Raw genomic sequence first — 16289 nt, 5'->3', positions numbered from 1 at the left:
GTGCAGGAGCAGGGTGGCGCTCATGGACTACCGACACCTGGGCGACTCCGGCTTCAAGATCTCCGAGATCACCTACGGCAACTGGCTCACGCACGGCTCGCAGGTGGAGGACGAGGCCGCCACGGCCTGCGTCCGCGCCGCGCTCGACGCGGGCATCACGACCTTCGACACCGCCGACGTCTACGCCAACACCCGCGCCGAGACCGTCCTCGGCGAGGCCCTCAAGGGCGAGCGGCGCGAGTCGCTCGAGATCTTCACCAAGGTGTACGGCCCCACCGGCCCGAAGGGGCCCAACGACACGGGCCTGTCGCGCAAGCACGTCATGGAGTCCGCGGAGGCCTCCCTGCGCCGGCTGCAGACCGACCACATCGACCTCTACCAGGCGCACCGCTACGACTACGCCACCCCGCTCGAGGAGACGATGCAGGCCTTCGCCGACCTCGTCCGGTCGGGCAAGGTCCTCTACGTCGGCGTCAGCGAGTGGACCGCCGACCAGCTGCGCGCCGGGCACGAGCTCTCGCGCCAGCTGGGCTTCCAGCTGATCTCCAACCAGCCGCAGTACTCCGCGCTCTGGCGCGTCATCGAGGGCGAGGTGGTCCCGACCTCCCGCGAGCTCGGCATCTCCCAGGTGGTGTGGTCGCCCATCGCCCAGGGCGTGCTGACGGGCAAGTACCTGCCCGGCCAGCAGGCCCCCGAGGGCTCGCGCGCCACGGACGACAAGGGCGGCAAGGACATGATCGCCCGCTGGATGTCCGACGACGTCCTCGCCCGCGTGCAGGAGCTCACGCCGGTCGCCTCAGACCTCGGCCTGTCCATGGCGCAGCTCGCCGTCGCCTGGGTCCTGCAGAACGACAACGTGGCCACCGCCATCATCGGCGCCTCCAAGCCCGAGCAGGTCCACGACAACGCCGCCGCCGCCGGCGTGAAGATCCCCGCCGACGCCATGGCGCGCATCGACGAGGCCCTCGGCGACGCCGTCGTCACCGACCCGGCGCGCACGCTCGAGAGCTCCCCGAAGGAGCGCCAGGCCTGATCCCACCCAGGACGCCACGAGGGGCGCACCAGCAGCTGCTGGTGCGCCCCTCGTGCGTCGTGGTGCGGCACGGGCGCCCGGGACGACGTGTGCGGCTCGCCCGCTGCGTCACGGACGTGTGGTCGCGTCCCGGCCCACCCGCGCCTGCGGGGTCGCACTGGCGACGGCGCACCAGTCACCCGTCCGAGCGGGCCCACCGGCCGCTGGGGTCCGGGAGCGCCTGCCTGACGTGCTCCCCGCAGGCCCGGCCGCGCCGTCGTGCCACGGGCGCACCTCGGGCGGGAGCCGACGGCCACGTCGCACGGGCGACGCAGCCGGAGACGGCTGTGCGCCCAGGCCGCGGGAGACCGCGACCTGGGCGCACAGCCCGGGGGGAGCTCGTCAGCGCTTGGCGGCGCGGGCCGTCTTGCTGCGGGCGTTGGCGTCGAGGACGACCTTGCGGATGCGCACGGCGTTGGCGACGACCTCGACGCACTCGTCCTCGCGGCAGAACTCCAGGCTCTGCTCGAGGGACAGGCGCCGCGCGGGAACCAGCCGCTCCAGCTCGTCCGCGTTGGAGCGGACGTTGGTCATCTTCTTCTCCTTGGTGATGTTCACGTCCATGTCGTCGGCGCGGCTGTTCTCGCCGATGACCATCCCCTCGTAGACCTCCGTGGTGGGGTCGACGAAGAGCGTGCCGCGCTCCTGGAGGCTCGTCATGGCGTAGGTGGTCGCGACGCCGGAGCGGTCGGAGACCATCGAGCCCGACGGGCGGGTGCGGAGCTCGCCGACCCAGGGCTCGTACTTCTCGAAGACCTGGTGGGCGATGCCCGTGCCGCGGGTCTCGGTGAGGAACTCGGTCCGGAAGCCGATGAGGCCGCGGCTCGGGACGAGGAACTCCATGCGGACCCAGCCGGTGCCGTGGTTGCTCATCTGCTCCATGCGGCCCTTGCGGACGGCCAGCAGCTGGGTGATGGCGCCGAGGTACTCCTCCGGGGCGTCGACGGTCAGGCGCTCGACGGGCTCGTGGAGCTTGCCGTCGATCTCGCGCGTGACCACCTGGGGCTTGCCGACGGTCAGCTCGAAGTTCTCGCGCCGCATCTGCTCGACGAGGATGGCCAGGGCGAGCTCGCCGCGGCCCTGGACCTCCCAGGTGTCGGGACGCTCGGTGGGCAGGACCCGCATGGACACGTTGCCGACGAGCTCGCGGTCGAGGCGGTCCTTGACCAGGCGCGCGGTGACCTTGCTGCCCTTGACCTTGCCGGCCAGCGGGGAGTTGTTCGTGCCGATGGTCATCGAGATGGCCGGCTCGTCCACCGTGATGAGCGGCAGGGGGCGCGGGTCCTCGGGGTCGGCCAGGGTCTCGCCGATGGTGATCTCGGGGATGCCGGCGACGGCGATGATGTCGCCCGGGCCGGCCTCCTCGGCCGGCACGCGCGTGAGCGCCTCGGTCATGAGCAGCTCGGTGATCTTGACTCGCTGCTGGGTGCCGTCGGCGCGGCACCAGGTGACCTGCTGGTTCTTGCGGATCGTGCCCTCGTGGACGCGGCAGAGGGCGATGCGGCCGAGGAACGGCGAGGCGTCGAGGTTCGTCACGTGCGCCTGCAGCGGGGCGCCCGGCGTGAAGGACGGCGCCGGGACGTGCTCCATGATCGTGCGGAAGAGCGGCTCGAGGCTGTCCGAGTCCGGCATCCCGCCGTTCTCCGGGCGCTCGAGCGACGCGCGGCCGGCGCGGGCCGAGGCGTAGACGACGGGGAACTCGAGCATCTCCTCGGCGCCGGGCAGGTCCGAGGCCAGGTCGAGGAAGAGGTCGTACGTCTCGTTGACGACCTCCTGGATGCGCGCGTCCGGGCGGTCCACCTTGTTGACGACGAGGATCACCGGCAGGCGGGCCGCGAGCGCCTTGCGGAGCACGAAGCGGGTCTGCGGGAGGGGACCCTCGGAGGCGTCCACGAGCAGCGCGATGGCGTCGACCATCGACAGGCCGCGCTCCACCTCGCCGCCGAAGTCGGCGTGGCCGGGGGTGTCGATGATGTTGATCGTCACGCCGTCCTCGGGCGCGACGCCCTCGGGCACCGAGGGACCGCGGTAGTGCACGCCGGTGTTCTTCGCGAGGATCGTGATGCCCTTCTCGCGCTCCAGGTCACCGGAGTCCATGACGCGCTCGGCGAGGCCCTCCGCGGTCTGGTGCGCGGTGAAGGCGCCCGCCTGCTGCAGCATGGCGTCGACCAGGGTCGTCTTGCCGTGGTCGACGTGCGCGACGATCGCGAGGTTGCGGATGTCGGCGCGCGTCGCCGTGGCGGTCGCGGTGTCGGGTGCGGGCATGGGTGTGCGCTCGTCTCGCTGGAGGTCGGGGTCGCTGCAGTCTAGGCGGCGTCCTCCCGGGTCCCGCCCCCTCGCGCACCGGAGCCTCCCCCGCCCCGTGGCGCGCGGGGCGGGGGAGGCGGCCGACCGGTCCTCTCAGCGACCCGCCCGCGGGACGAAGCGCGTGAGCCCGGAGCCCACCTCGAAGACCGCGCGCCCGCCGGCGGAGCCCAGGGAGCGCGCGTCGCCGCGCCCCCGCGCCTCGTACGTGACGCCGTCGGCGACGGGCAGCTCCACCCGGGCCGTGGTGCCGACCGGGACGTCGAGGACGAGCACGACCGTGTCGGCCGGCCCCGTGCGCCGCCACTCCACCGACACGGGGCCCCTCTGGGTGGGCACCGTCCCGGCGACCCGCTCCAGCACGTCCTCGGGCGGGGCCACCGTGATGGTCTGCGCCCCGGGGCTCGTCGTCTCCACGCCCAGGAGGTACTCCTGGACGTCCACGAGCGCCTGCGAGCTCCAGCCGTGGGACTGGCTGAAGTTCGTGCCGGGGTCCAGCGTCCAGGCCTCCCAGGTGAAGGTGCCGCCGCGGCGCAGGATGTCGGCCCACCCCAGGTCGTCGGGGTCCGTCAGGCGCTCGAGGACCGCGTCGGGACGACCCGACTCGCCGAGGGCCTCGAGGAGGCGGTGGACGGTCATCGGCCCCTGCGCCATGCCGAGGCCGTCCAGGTGCTCGGCGAGCAGCGGCCAGTCCTCCTCCGGCGCGACCCCGTAGGCGATGGCGTAGGAGGTCGCGTGCTGACCGGCGTGGTCGCTCTGCTCCCCCGACTCCCGCAGGCCGTCGACGTACAGGCCGTCGGCCGTGCGCAGGGTCGCGTTCATCCGGTCCGCCAGCGCCCGGGAGTCCTCCCGCAGGCCGGCGTCGTCCTCGCCCAGCTCCTCCGCCATGCGGGCGACGTCCTCGAGCACGGCCACGGACTGCGCGTTGATGGTCGTGCGGGCGACGGTGCTCATGTCGTAGCCGAAGCGCCCGGGCTCCGGCCAGTCCACGATCCCGTGGAGGTACGGACCGCTCCCGCCCGGCAGCTCGGTGACGAGCCCGGCCGTCGGCCCCTCGGCCGGGATGGCCCGCCGGACGTAGTCAGCGGTCTGGAGCATGTACGGGTAGGCGGTCTCCAGCAGGTCCCGGTCGCCCGTCTCCTCGTAGTAGCGCCAGACCCAGTCGACCATCATCAGCGAGTAGTCCGGGATGTCGCGCTTGCCGTCGCCGTTGGGGTAGACGGCGTTGTAGCGCCCCCGGTCGCCCTCCTCGGACCAGAAGCGGTCCGACGAGGTCAGGAACTCGAGGAGGGCCTGCCGGGTGACGTCCCGTTCGCCGAAGCCGGCCATGGTGGCGTAGGAGATGTCGGCCGCGTCCCCGAGGAACTGCCCCTTCTCCCGGGTCGGCGTGTCGACGAAGGCCTCCTGGACCGAGTACAGCGCCGAGCGCTGCATGAGGTCCCAGACGTCGTCCAGGACCGGGTCCGAGCTGGAGAGCTCCGCCGCGCGCCCGGCGGGCACCTGGCGGTGGACGACCACCGCCGAGACGTCCTCCAGCGCGACGTCCTCGTCCGCGCCGGGGATCTCCAGGTAGCGGAAGGCCAGGTGCGTGAAGGCCGCGAACTCCTGGGGGCCGTCCACCTGCGTGTAGGGGAAGGACATGTCGGTGCCCTGGGAGGCGAGCGTGGAGTCGTCGACGCGCCCGTCCTCGCGCAGCTCGTAGCCCGCGCGCATCTCGACGACGCGCCCGGTGACGCCCTCGTCGAACCGGACCCGGGGGCGCGCCGGCACGACCCGGCCGAAGTCGGCGACGACCGTGCCGTCGTCGGCGCGGAGCAGGGCCACGGGGCGGGCCGTCGTCTCCTCCATCCGCGTGTGCTGGGCCTGCAGCGCGGTGAACGGCGCCACCGGGTGCTCGCCGAGCTCGGCCGCGCCGGACCACTCCGAGTCGTCGAAGCCGACGGCGTCCCAGCCGGGCTGCACGAGCCGCGCGTCGAGGTGCTCGACCCTGTCCCCCTCGCCGTTGCGCCGGGGCGACGCGACGTAGGGACCCGGGCTCGTGGTCCACGAGCCGTCGCTGACCACGACCTGCCGCGAGCCGTCCGCGTGCTCCACGACGACCTTGACGAGCAGACCGGGGACGCCCGCCGGACGGCCCTGACCGCTGCCGTACCAGTGCAGGACCGCGCCGAGCGCCACGCGCTGCTTGCCCGCCACGAGACCCGTGATGTCCGTCGCCTTGTAGTAGCCCTCACCCGGGTAGGCGAAGGACTGGCCGCGGTCGGCGCGCACGCCGTCCACCCGCAGCTCGTAGGTGTGGCTCCCGGCCACGTAGGCGGTGGCTCGCACGACGTCGTCGCCGTCGACGTCCACCTCGCGCCGCGCCAGCGTCCACTCGTCGCCGGGCCGCGTCTGCGGTCGCTGGATCCACGACGCCCCCTCCCAGTCGCCGTCCGAGAGGCCGGTGCTGAAGTGCGACCACGGCGACCACGGCGAGGCGAGCCCTCCTCGGTCCCAGGTCCGCACGCGCCACGAGTGGTCGGCGCCCGGCGCCAGCGCGGGCCCGCCGTAGTCGACGTAGGACTGCTGGGCCCCGGGGACCCTCCCGCTGTCCCAGAGGACGCCGCCCGAGGCGTCGACCACCTCGACCTGGTAGGCGGTCTGCACCTCGTCGTGGTCGGGGTCCTCCGGCCACCAGCCCAGCTGCGGGACGCCCTCGACGTTGGCCGCCTCCTCGCGGTCGCCCACGGTGAGGTGGCGCGGCGGCTCGGGCGCTCGGTTCAGCCCGGCCCGCCCGGGTGCGTCCGCCGACGCCGGCGTCACGAGGGAGACCACCACGCCGACCGCCAGGCACGCGGCCGCCGCGCGGGAGCCGCTGCGGCGATGAGGTGGTGGGCAGGTGCGGCGTGACATGGACAGCTCCGTCCGTCGAGGGGCGTCGGAGCCCGTCGTCGGGCTCGGCGTCTGCGAGGAGGACGCTAGGGAGCCAGCGTGTCGCCGACCAGACCTCGACCTGGCCGGAACCGGACATCTCCCCTCAGGCCGCGCCGTGGCGGTGCCCGCTGGTCGACCGGGGCGAGGACCACCGCGCTCCCTCACAGCAGGCCGCGGTGAGCCGCCCAGACCACGGCCTCGATCGACGTGGCCACTCCCACCTGGTCGCAGACCCCGCGCACGCGACGGCGGACGGTCCTCTCGGACAGGCAGACCCGACGCGCCACGGCGGTCAGCGGCAGCCCGGAGGCCAGGAGCCGCAGCAGCTCGACGTCCTCCGGGTCCACCCCGCTCCGACGGGGCTCGTCGCAGCCCTCGCACCCCCTGCGCCCACCCATGGCCGCCACCACCCCGCCCGTCCACGTGAATGGTTTCAGCATGCCCGAGTCCACGCGGTGCGACCACGGACGCGCACCGGCCGTGGTAGGCCTGGCACCACGCGCACCCGGCCCCGTCTGCGGCCCGACTCCTGGCCCGCGCCCGCCGACCGGAGGTCGACCGTGCCGAAGCACCCCCCACGCCCCAGTGCGCTCGTCGTCGCCGGCGCCGGCCGGTACGCCGACCCGTGGCACCCCTTCGCCGTGACGGCGGCGCGCGCGGCCGACGTCCTGCGCGGCGCCGGGCTGGAGGTGGAGGTGACCCCCGGGACGGACGACGGCGTCGAGGACGCGCTGGCCGCCCTGGTCGACCCGGGCGCCTGGCCGGACGTCCTCGTCCTGGACGTCGGCCTGCCCCGCGACGGCGCCCCGTCGCCGGCCCCCGGCCCGGCGCTTGACGGCCTGCGCGCCTTCCTCGCCGGGGACCGCGCCCTGCTCGGCGTGCACGTGGCCGCCACCTCCTTCGTCGAGGTGCCCGAGTGGGAGGAGCGCCTGGGCGGCCGGTGGGTCCGCGACCTCACGTGGCACCCGCCGATCGGGCCGGCGCAGGTGCGGGTGCGCACCGGCGCGCACCCGCTGCTGTCGGCGCCCGGCACGACTGCGCTGCCGGACGTCGTCGAGCTGGTCGACGAGGTCTACTGCGACCTGCGGGTCTCCGGCGACGTGGTGGTGCTCGCCGACGCCGAGCACGAGGGCCGCGCGCAACCGCTCGCGTGGGTCCGGGAGGACGCGCGGGGCGTCCGCACCGCCTACGACGCCCTCGGGCACGACGAGCGCTCCTTCGACAGCCCCGGCCACCGGGCGCTGCTCGAGCGGCTCGCCGGCTGGCTCGTCCCAGGAGCCTCGCCGCGGAGGTCCTGAGCCGCCCGGTGCGCCCCGGCGGCGCCGTCAGCCGGAGCTGCTGGCCCGCACGAGCAGCTCGGGGACGACGACGACGGTCGTGTGGACGTGCTCGTCGCCCTCCTCCACCTCGCGCGCGAGCAGCTCCGCGGCCCGGCGGCCCATCTCCTGGCCGGGCTGGCGCACCGTCGTGAGCGGGACGGGCGCGTCGGAGACGAAGTGGTTGTCGTCGTAGCCGGTGACGGCGACGTCCCCGGGCACCGCGACGTCGTGGACCGTCGTCAGCGCCTGGACGCAGGCCACGGCGAGGGAGTCGGCGGCGATGACGAGGCCGTCAGGGCGCTCGCCCCCGGGGCGCGCGGCCACCTCGGCGGCGACGCGGCGACCCTCCCCCGGCTGCAGGCTCCGCGTGGGCAGGTGCTCGACCTCCACGCCCGCCTCCTGCGCGGCCCGCCGGGCGCCGCGGAGGCGTCCGGCGACGGCGGAGAGGGTCAGCGGTCCGCCGACGAACGCGAGCCGGCGGCGGCCGAGGTCGAGCAGGTGCTGGGTCGCGAGGTAGCCGCCGCGCTCCTCGTCGACGAGGACGCCGCAGAAGCCCTCGGCCGCGTAGTTGACGAGGACGACGGGGCGTCCGTGGCCCCGCACCCGGACGGCGCCGTCGAGCGGTGCGTCCAGGGGAGCGAGCAGCACGCCGGCGACCCGGGACTCGTCGAAGAGGGACAGGTAGTGGTCCTGCGTCGGGAGGTCCACGTCGGCGTTGGCCAGGAGCAGGGAGCGGCCCTGGGCGCGGACGGCCTCTTCGGCGCCGCGGGCGATGTCGACGATGAAGGAGTTGTCCAGCGCCACCAGCACCATCCCGACCGTCCGGGAGTCCCCGGCCACGAGGTCCCGGGCAGCGCGGTTGCGCACGTAGCCCAGCTCCTCGACCGCCCCCTCGACGCGCGCGAGCGTGGCCGGGGCGACGACGGCGGGCTTGTTGAGGGCGTGGGAGACCGTCCCCACGCTCACCCCGGCGAGGCGGGCGACGTCGGCGATGCTGGGACCCCGCGAGCGGCGGCCACGGGCCGGGCGCTCGGCCGGCGGCGGCACGGCGACGGATCTCGACTCAGGGATGGCCACGGCGCACGAGGCTAGTGCCGCAGACGGACTCGACCTGCCGCTCCCTCGACCTGCGCGTCAGCCGACCAGGACCACGTCGAGGCGACGGGGCCCGTGAACCCCCTCGACGCGGTCGAGCTCGATGTCGCTCGTCGCGCTCGGTCCGCTCACGAAGGTCAGCGGGTGGGCCGGGTCGAGCCGGGCGAGCGCCTCCGGGACGGTGCCGACGACGTCGCGCGCCCGGATCACGCAGACGTGGTGGTCGGGGACGAGCGTCAGCATCCGGCGCCCCTGGTCCGGCGCCGCGGCGTCGAGGACGAAGGTTCCCGTTTCGGCGACGGCGACGGCCGCACCGGTGAGGACGGCGTCGACGTGGTCGAGGGCGGCGGCCGTCAGCGCCTGCGGCTCGCCGTCGACGACGACGGCCGCGGAGGTGCCCTCGAGCCACGCGCGGTCGAGCCCCGGCGGCACGGCGACCGACGCGGCGTGCACGAGGAGCCGGGCGACAGCGCCGGCCACGTCCCCCTCCCCAGCGACCCGGGTGACGGTGGCCCGGTAGTCCTCCACCCGCTCGACCAGCAGCGCGAGCGCCCCGGCGCTGCCGGGCTCGTGCTCGCCCCGGCGCGCGTAGTCGCGCGGCACGGGGCCGGGTGCGACCCTCGGCGCCCCGGCGTCCCGGCCCGCGCGCAGTCGGGCGAGGACCTCCTCGCGCGCCCCTCCCCCGGCGCTCACCGCTCCCGCCCGGGGCGGGTGCGGGCGAACCAGTCCCGGGCGGTCTCCGCCGGCGGCACGGGCACGTCGCGGCTGGACGTCCAGCGCGAGGCGGGCCACGGCAGCGCGGTGATCCGGCCGCTGCGGCCGCCGAGCGCGCGTCCCAGGCCCAGGCCCTTCTCCGCCGCGCGGAAGCGGCCCGGTGACGTCATCGCGACCCGCGCCGCGCGCATCGCGACGTCCTGGCCGGTGGGCCGGTGGTGGGACTCGACCGACGCCGCGCGCTGCTGCACGAGCAGGTTGGGGATGTCGATGCGCACGGGGCAGGCGTCGAAGCAGGCACCGCACAGCGAGGAGGCGTACGGCAGCGAGGCGTTCGGGTCGTCCTCGCCGGTGATGCCCGTGAGCAGCGGCGACAGGACGGCCCCGATCGGGCCGGGGTAGACCGACCCGTAGGCGTGCCCCCCGGCCCGCTCGTAGACCGGGCAGACGTTGAGGCAGGCCGAGCACCGGATGCAGTTCAGCGCCGCGCGCCCGTCGACGTCGGCGAGCACGCCGCTGCGGCCGTTGTCCAGGAGCACGAGGTGGAACTCCTGCGGCCCGTCGCCGGGCGTGACGCCCGTCCAGGTCGAGGTGTAGGGGTTCATCCGCTCCCCCGTGGAGCTGCGCGGCAGCAGCTGGAGGAAGACCTCGAGGTCGGCCCACGTCGGCACGACCTTCTCCACGCCCATGAGCGTGATGAGCGTCCTCGGCAGCGTCAGGCACATCCGGCCGTTGCCCTCGGACTCGACCACCGAGAGCGTCCCGGAGTCCGCCACGGCGAAGTTGGCCCCGCTGACGGCGACCTGCGCCGACAGGAACTTGCGCCGCAGGTGCGCGCGGGCCGCCATGGCCAGGCGCCTCGGCTCGTCGGTGAGGTCCGGGTCCACCCCCGGCATCTCGCGCAGGAAGATCTCGCGGATCTCGCTGCGGTTGCGGTGGATGGCCGGCACGAGGATGTGGCTGGGCCGGTCCTCGCCCAGCTGGACGATGAGCTCGGCGAGGTCGGTCTCCCACGCCGCGACGCCGCCGGCCTCGAGGGCCTCGTTGAGCCCGGTCTCCTGCGTGGCCATCGACTTGACCTTGACGACCTCGTCGGCGCCGGTGGCGCGCACGAGGTCGAGCACGATCACGTTGGCCTCGGCCGCGTCACGGGCCCAGTGGACGACGCCGCCGCGCGCCGTGACGGAGGCCTCGAGCTGCTCGAGCAGCTCGGGCAGCCGGGCCATGACGTCGGTCTTGATCGCCGAGCCCGCCAGGCGCAGCTCCTCCCAGTCCGGCACCTCGTCGACGACGGCAGCCCGCTTGGCGCGGATGACGCCCGTCGCCTTGCCGAGGTTGCGGCGGAGCTGGGTGTCCTGCAGCGACTCCCGGGCCTCGGCGGGGAAGGACCGGGTGCCGCGCAGGTTCCCCACACCGGGCGGGGCGTGCGCGGGGCGCACGGTCGGCAGGGGCAGGTCGGTGGTGCTCACAGCGGGGCCTCCTGCCGCGGGTCGGCGCTCTCCAGCGGGTCGCCGCGCTCCGCGCGCGAGGGCTCCGCCGCGACGCCGGTGGCCAGCGAGCGCGCCGACGGCGTCTGCGTCGCCTCGGTGCTCGCGAGGATCTCGGCGAGGTGCACGGTGCGCACGCCCGTGCGCAGGCGCCCGAGCCCGCCGCCGATGTGCATCAGGCACGAGGAGTCACCGGCGGTGCAGACCTCGGCCCCGGTGGAGAGCACCGCGGTCATCTTGTCGGCGAGCATCGCCGTCGAGGTGTCGGCGTTCTTGATCGCGAAGGTCCCCCCGAAGCCGCAGCAGACCTCGGCGTCGGGGAGCTCGACCAGCTCGAGCCCCCGCACGGCCCGCAGCAGCTGCAAGGGCTTCTCCCCCACGCGCAGCATCCGCAGCGAGTGGCACGTGGGGTGGTACGTCACGCGGTGGGGGTAGTAGGCGCCGACGTCGGTGACGCCGAGGACGTCCACGAGCAGCTCGGAGAGCTCGTAGGTGCGCGCGGCCACCGCCTCGGCGCGGACGGCCAGGGTCTCGTCGCCCCCGCGGCGCGCCACCATGGCGTGCTGGTGGCGCACGCAGCCGGTGCAGCTGCCCGACGGCGCCACCACGGCGTCCCACTCCCCGTCGGCGACGGGGCCGAAGACCTCGGTGGAGTGCCGCACCACCGGCAGCGCCTCGCGCAGGTAGCCGGTGTTCACGTGCATCTGCCCGCAGCACGTCTGCCCCGGCGGGAAGACGACGTCGTGCCCCAGCCTCTCGAGCAGCTCCACCGTGGCCCGCACGGCCTGGGGCGCGACGGCGTCCCCCAGGCACGTGGCCATCACCGCGATCCGCACGCGGACCTCCTCCGGCACCTCGTCGTGGGCGCCTCGTCGTCGGCGCGGACCGCCTGTGGTCCGACCACACGTGACGGTAGGTCATGCGGTCGCCGCGGACAACGGGCCGGCGCGCCTACGCTGCCCGCTGTGCGCGCCCACGAGCTGGTCCTGGCCCACCTCGAGGGCGAGCTGGTCGCGGGCCGGGTCGCGCTCGGCGGCCGGCTGCCGGCCGAGCGCGCGCTGGCCGAGCAGCTCGGGGTCAGCCGCTCCTCGGTGCGCGAGGCCGTGCGCGTGCTGGAGGCGATGGGCGTCGTCCGCACCGCCGCCGGGTCGGGCCCCGAGGCGGGCGCCGTCGTCGTGGGCGAGCCGGCCGCTCCCCTGGGCGCGGCGCTGCGGCTGCACGCCGCCACCTCCCGCCTGCCCATCGCCGACGTCGTCGCCACCCGCGTGCTGCTCGAGACCTGGGCGGTCGCCGAGGCCGCGCGCCGGGCCCGGGCGGGCGCCGGCCCCGACCTCGCGGACGCCGACCGCCTGCTGGGGGCCATGGACGCCGCCGCCGAGGAGGCGCCGGACGACGCCGCCCGCTACCACCTCCTCGACGCCGAGTTCCACGTCGCCCTGGCGGCGGCCGCGGGCAACGCCGTCGTCGAGGCCGTGATGGCCTCCCTGCGCGAGGCGATCCACGGCTACGTGATGGCCGCGGTGCCCGCGCTGCCGAGCTGGCCGACCACCGTGGCCCGGCTGCGCCTCGAGCACCGCTCGGTGCTCGACCTCGTGCGCGCGGGCTCCCCCGACGAGGCGGCGGCCGCGGTGCGGGCTCACATCGAGGGCTTCTCCGCCGAGGCCGGGCTCGGCTGAGCACCGGTCACCCGCGCGGCACCGGGGCGCGCGGTCAGGCCCCGCCGTAGCGCCGCAGGGAGAGCCCGTTGAGCAGGGCGGCGGCCACGAGCACGACGCCCAGGGCGAGCAGCTGCAGCTGGCTGCCCGCGTTGCCCGGGACGGCCAGGAGGATGCCCGCGTTCAGCCACACGACGAGCAGGGCGGCGAGGACGACGCCCGAGACGCGACCGACGCCACCCGTGATGGCCACACCGCCGAGGACGGCGATGGTGATCGCCGGCAGGGCCAGTCCGTTGCCCGCCGTCCCCGCGTCGGGGCGCGCCGAGGCGAACTGCGCGGTGACCACCACGGCGACGAGGCCCGAGATCAGGCCGGCACCGGTGAAGGCGAGGAAGCGCGTGCGCCGCACGTCGATGCCCGACCACTCGGCGGCGACGTCGTTCGTCCCGATCGCGTAGAGCCGTCGGCCGAGCGCCGTCCGCGCCGTCACCAGCCACACGACGAGCACCGTCGGGACGAGGAAGACGAGGATGCTCAGCGGCAGGGCGACCTCGCCGACGACCGGGACGGCGCGCGCCAGGAAGTAGAGCTCCTGGACCGGCGGGGTGCTGATCGGCTGCTGCGCCGTCACCACGACGGCCAGCGACGAGAACGCGTAGTACGTCGCGAGCGTCGTGATCAGCGGGGGGAAGCCGAGGTAGGCGACGAGGGCGCCGTTGAAGGCCCCGCACAGCGCCCCGAAGACGACGGCGAGCGCGATCGCCGCCACGAGCGACCATCCCCACCGCCCGTGCGCGAGCCCGAAGACCATGCCCGTCAGCGACACGATCGCGCCCACGGACAGGTCGATCCCCCCGCGCCCCGAGGTGATCACGAGGAGCTGGGCGAGCCCCAGCATCACGAGCGGGGGCAGGTTGATCAGGGCCAGGGCCATGTAGCCGGCGTCGTAGGGGGCCGAGAGGTAGTTGCGGGCGCTCAGGTTCCAGAAGACCCCGACGACGACGGCGAGGAGGACCACGAGCAGGACGACGCGCTGGGTGAGGACGGCGCGCAGCACGGCCGAGCCCACCCGGGAGGCGCCGCCCGCGCGGCCCCGACCGGGCTCGGGCGAGGAGGCTCCCGTGGGCGCCGACGGCGCGCTGCGGTCCGGTGCCGACGTGGTCACGAGGAGCTCCTCCCGCGCTGGCGCAGGAGGTCCACGCCGACCGCGACGATGATGAAGACGCCGATGAACAGGCTCGACAGCTGCGACGGCCAGCCGAGCTGGATGATCCCCGAGGCGACGGTCTGCACGAGCAGGGCTCCCAGCACGGTGCCCAGCACCGAGCCCCGTCCGCCGGTGATGGAGGTGCCGCCGATGACCACGGCGGCGATGGCCGACAGCTCGAGCCCCAGACCGACGTTCGGGGCCAGCGTCGAGGTGCCCTGGGCGATCACGAAGCAGGCGGCGAGACCCGTCAGCAGGCCCGTCAGCACGTACGCCAGCAGGACCCGGGGACGGACGGCGACGCCCGCCAGGCGCGCGGCGTGGGCGTCCCCGCCGATGGCGTAGTAGTGCCGGCCGCCGGCCGTGTGCCGCAGGGCGACCCAGGCGGCCAGCGCCAGGATCACGACGAGCAGGAAGCTGTGCGGCACCCCGGCGGTGCGGCCCGCCTCGCCGCGGCCGAAGACGGCCAGGGTGGCCGGGATGCCGTCCACCGTGCTGCCGTCGAAGACCTGCAGCCCGACGTAGCGGAAGATGTTGAGCGTCCCGAACGTGATGATGATGGCGTGGACGCGCCCGTAGGCGACGAGCACCCCGTTGACCAGCCCGAGCGCCCCGCCGACGGCCACGGACAGCAGGAGGGCGAGCACCAGCGGCACGTCCCCCGCCGTCATCGCCGTGGCGGTCACCGCGGCGCAGACCATGACGATCGACCCGACGGAGACGTCGATGCCGCCGGAGATGATGACCACGGTGACGCCGAGGCCGACGAGGGCGATCGGGGCCGTCGACACGAGCAGCGGCACGAGCGACCCGCTGGTGAGGAAGGCCGGGGTCGCCAGGCCGAGCACCAGCCACAGCGCGGCGATGACGCCCAGGAGCACGAGCTCCTGACCGGTCACCGGGAAGGGCAGCACCCGTCCGCTCGAGGCGGAGGCCCCCTCGCGGCCCCGGCTGCGCGCCGGGCTCGGGACGCTCACGCCGGCACCGCCCGGTCCGCGGTGTCGCCCGCCGCCGCCGCGAGGACGTCGGCCTGGCTGGCTCCGGGGGCGAACTCGGCGACCGCGCGCCCGGCGCGCAGGACGACGAGCCGGTCGGACAGGCGGATCGCCTCGCCGAGGTCGGTGGTGACGACGAGCACGGCCGAGCCCTCGTCGGCGATGCCCCGGACGATCCGGTGGATCTCCTCCTTCGCGCCCACGTCGACCCCCTGCGTCGGCTCGGCCAGCACCAGCACCCGCGGGCGCTCGACGAGCTGGCGCGCCAGGACGACCTTCTGGGCGTTGCCGCCGGACATCGAGGAGATGGGCTGGCGCTCGTGCGGGGTCTTGACCGAGAAGCGCGCGATCGCCTCCCGCGCCACCTGCCGCTCCCTGCGCCGGTCCACCCAGACCCCCGCGCGGGACAGCAGCGGCAGGTTGCCGGCCGCGATGTTGAAGGAGATGGACTGGAAGGAGAAGGACCCCTGGCGCTTGCGGTCCGAGGGCAGCAGGCCGATGCCCAGCGCCCTGGCGTGGCGCGGCGACCGCGGCGCGACGGGCGCGCCGTCGAGGAGGACCCGTCCGGCGCTCGCCCGGCGGATGCCGTAGACGACCTCCGCGGCGTCCGCGGCGCCGCAGCCGACCAGGCCGTACAGCGTGACCACCTCGCCCGGGCGCACGGCCAGGTCCAGCTCGGTGAGCCGGTCGCCGCTCGAGACGCCCTCGAGGCGCAGGAGGGGCGGGACGTCGGGGACGTCCCGCCGGCCGGTGGCCTCCACCGGCGTCCCGCCGACCATGAGCTCGACGAGCCGGCGCACGGTGAGGTCCTCGATGGCGTAGCTGCCCACGGTCTCGCCGTCCCGCATCACCGTCACCTCCGAGGCGATCGTGAAGAGCTCGTCCAGGCGGTGGGAGATGTAGACGACCGAGACGCCCGTCGCCACGAGGCGGCGCACGACCCCGAAGAGGACCTCGATCTCGGAGTCCGTGAGGATGGCGGAGGGCTCGTCGAGGATGAGGATGCGCGCCTCCCCGCCGAGGGCCTTGGCGATCGACACCTGCTGCTGCTCGGCGATGGACAGGTCCCGGACCGGCGCCGTCGCGTACCGGGCGGGCAGGCCGATGAGCTCCAGCAGCTCCACGACCCGGGCGTTCTGCGCCACCCAGTCGACCTGGCCGCGCCGGCGCAGCTCGCGGCCGAGGAAGACGTTCTCGGCGACGGTCAGGTCCGGGAACAGCTGCGGCTCCTGGTAGACGGTCGCGACGCCGAGGTCGATGGCCGCCGCGGTGCTGCCCACCCCCACCGGGCGGCCGTCGATGCGGATCTCACCGCTGTCGGGCTGCTCGGCGCCGGCGAGGATCTTGATGAGCGTCGACTTGCCCGCCCCGTTCTCGCCGACGAGGGCGTGGACCGTGCCCGGCCGCACCCGCAGCTCGCCGGACCGGATGGCCCGGACCGCGCCGTAGCTCTTGGCGATGCCGGTCATCTCGAGCCGGTGCGCCTCCTCGGCGCCCTGCGGTCGCGGCTCCACCGCGCTCGACC

At 75.0% G+C, this 16289-nt stretch carries 13 protein-coding genes; 3 read left to right on the top strand and 10 right to left on the bottom strand.

The window, feature by feature from the left end; translation table 11 throughout:
- The first annotated feature begins 22 nt into the window (after positions 1 to 22).
- Positions 23 to 1033: an aldo/keto reductase family protein gene (locus Q0848_RS00730; RefSeq protein ID WP_299033391.1), complete on the top strand. Its 1011-nt coding sequence runs from the start codon at positions 23 to 25 to the stop codon at positions 1031 to 1033.
- A gap of 381 nt (positions 1034 to 1414) precedes the next feature.
- Here Q0848_RS00730 and typA read toward each other — a convergent pair whose 3' ends face one another.
- The 3 genes from typA to Q0848_RS00715 form a co-directional block, all read right to left on the bottom strand.
- Positions 1415 to 3337: a translational GTPase TypA gene (gene typA / locus Q0848_RS00725; RefSeq protein WP_299033388.1), complete on the bottom strand. Its 1923-nt coding sequence runs from the start codon at positions 3335 to 3337 to the stop codon at positions 1415 to 1417.
- 135 nt (positions 3338 to 3472) lie between these two features.
- Positions 3473 to 6268, bottom strand: a complete 2796-nt coding sequence (locus Q0848_RS00720) for a family 78 glycoside hydrolase catalytic domain (protein WP_299033385.1) — start codon at positions 6266 to 6268, stop codon at positions 3473 to 3475.
- A gap of 182 nt (positions 6269 to 6450) precedes the next feature.
- Positions 6451 to 6687 (bottom strand): helix-turn-helix transcriptional regulator, encoded by a 237-nt coding sequence (locus Q0848_RS00715; protein ID WP_366146361.1) that lies wholly within the window; start codon positions 6685 to 6687, stop codon positions 6451 to 6453.
- A gap of 162 nt (positions 6688 to 6849) precedes the next feature.
- On the opposite strand from Q0848_RS00715, the gene Q0848_RS00710 reads away from it, so the two are divergent.
- On the top strand, positions 6850 to 7587 hold the full coding sequence (locus Q0848_RS00710; protein WP_299033379.1) for a ThuA domain-containing protein: 738 nt from the start codon (positions 6850 to 6852) through the stop codon (positions 7585 to 7587).
- Positions 7588 to 7614: 27 nt separating this feature from the next.
- Here Q0848_RS00710 and Q0848_RS00705 read toward each other — a convergent pair whose 3' ends face one another.
- The 4 genes from Q0848_RS00705 to Q0848_RS00690 are packed head-to-tail and all read right to left on the bottom strand — an operon-like array spanning position 7615 to position 11740.
- Positions 7615 to 8685: a LacI family DNA-binding transcriptional regulator gene (locus Q0848_RS00705; RefSeq protein ID WP_299033376.1), complete on the bottom strand. Its 1071-nt coding sequence runs from the start codon at positions 8683 to 8685 to the stop codon at positions 7615 to 7617.
- A gap of 57 nt (positions 8686 to 8742) precedes the next feature.
- A complete protein-coding gene (locus Q0848_RS00700) occupies positions 8743 to 9396 on the bottom strand; it encodes an LUD domain-containing protein (RefSeq protein WP_299033371.1) in 654 nt (217 codons plus the stop codon).
- On the bottom strand, positions 9393 to 10886 hold the full coding sequence (locus Q0848_RS00695; RefSeq protein ID WP_299033368.1) for a LutB/LldF family L-lactate oxidation iron-sulfur protein: 1494 nt from the start codon (positions 10884 to 10886) through the stop codon (positions 9393 to 9395). Before Q0848_RS00695 ends, Q0848_RS00700 begins: the two co-directional genes overlap by 4 nt.
- Complete coding sequence (locus Q0848_RS00690) at positions 10883 to 11740, bottom strand: (Fe-S)-binding protein (protein ID WP_299033365.1); 858 nt, start codon at positions 11738 to 11740, stop codon at positions 10883 to 10885. Before Q0848_RS00690 ends, Q0848_RS00695 begins: the two co-directional genes overlap by 4 nt.
- Positions 11741 to 11869: 129 nt before the next feature.
- On the opposite strand from Q0848_RS00690, the gene Q0848_RS00685 reads away from it, so the two are divergent.
- Positions 11870 to 12580 (top strand): FadR/GntR family transcriptional regulator, encoded by a 711-nt coding sequence (locus Q0848_RS00685; RefSeq protein WP_299033362.1) that lies wholly within the window; start codon positions 11870 to 11872, stop codon positions 12578 to 12580.
- Positions 12581 to 12614: 34 nt separating this feature from the next.
- Here Q0848_RS00685 and Q0848_RS00680 read toward each other — a convergent pair whose 3' ends face one another.
- The 3 genes from Q0848_RS00680 to Q0848_RS00670 are packed head-to-tail and all read right to left on the bottom strand — an operon-like array spanning position 12615 to position 16278.
- On the bottom strand, positions 12615 to 13727 hold the full coding sequence (locus Q0848_RS00680) for an ABC transporter permease (protein WP_299033359.1): 1113 nt from the start codon (positions 13725 to 13727) through the stop codon (positions 12615 to 12617).
- Positions 13724 to 14746, bottom strand: a complete 1023-nt coding sequence (locus Q0848_RS00675) for an ABC transporter permease (RefSeq protein ID WP_299033356.1) — start codon at positions 14744 to 14746, stop codon at positions 13724 to 13726. Before Q0848_RS00675 ends, Q0848_RS00680 begins: the two co-directional genes overlap by 4 nt.
- The gene (locus Q0848_RS00670) at positions 14743 to 16278 is read right to left on the bottom strand and encodes a sugar ABC transporter ATP-binding protein (RefSeq protein WP_299033353.1); all 1536 of its coding nucleotides are present in this window, start codon (positions 16276 to 16278) and stop codon (positions 14743 to 14745) included. Before Q0848_RS00670 ends, Q0848_RS00675 begins: the two co-directional genes overlap by 4 nt.
- Positions 16279 to 16289: the final 11 nt, after the last annotated feature.

The sequence above is a fragment of the uncultured Pseudokineococcus sp. genome, from assembly GCF_947495735.1.
Taxonomy (GTDB): Bacteria; Actinomycetota; Actinomycetes; order Actinomycetales; family Quadrisphaeraceae; genus Pseudokineococcus.
The sequence above is the reverse complement of the archived record's forward strand: the minus strand, read 5'-3'. Positions and strand labels throughout refer to the sequence as shown.

Coding starts and splice junctions, on each gene's coding strand:
- typA (WP_299033388.1), bottom strand. CDS start 3,337: ATGCCCGCACCCGACACCGCGACCGCCACGGCGACGCGCGCCGACATC.
- Q0848_RS00730 (WP_299033391.1), top strand. CDS start 23: ATGGACTACCGACACCTGGGCGACTCCGGCTTCAAGATCTCCGAGATC.
- Q0848_RS00715 (WP_366146361.1), bottom strand. CDS start 6,687: ATGGGTGGGCGCAGGGGGTGCGAGGGCTGCGACGAGCCCCGTCGGAGC.
- Q0848_RS00720 (WP_299033385.1), bottom strand. CDS start 6,268: ATGTCACGCCGCACCTGCCCACCACCTCATCGCCGCAGCGGCTCCCGC.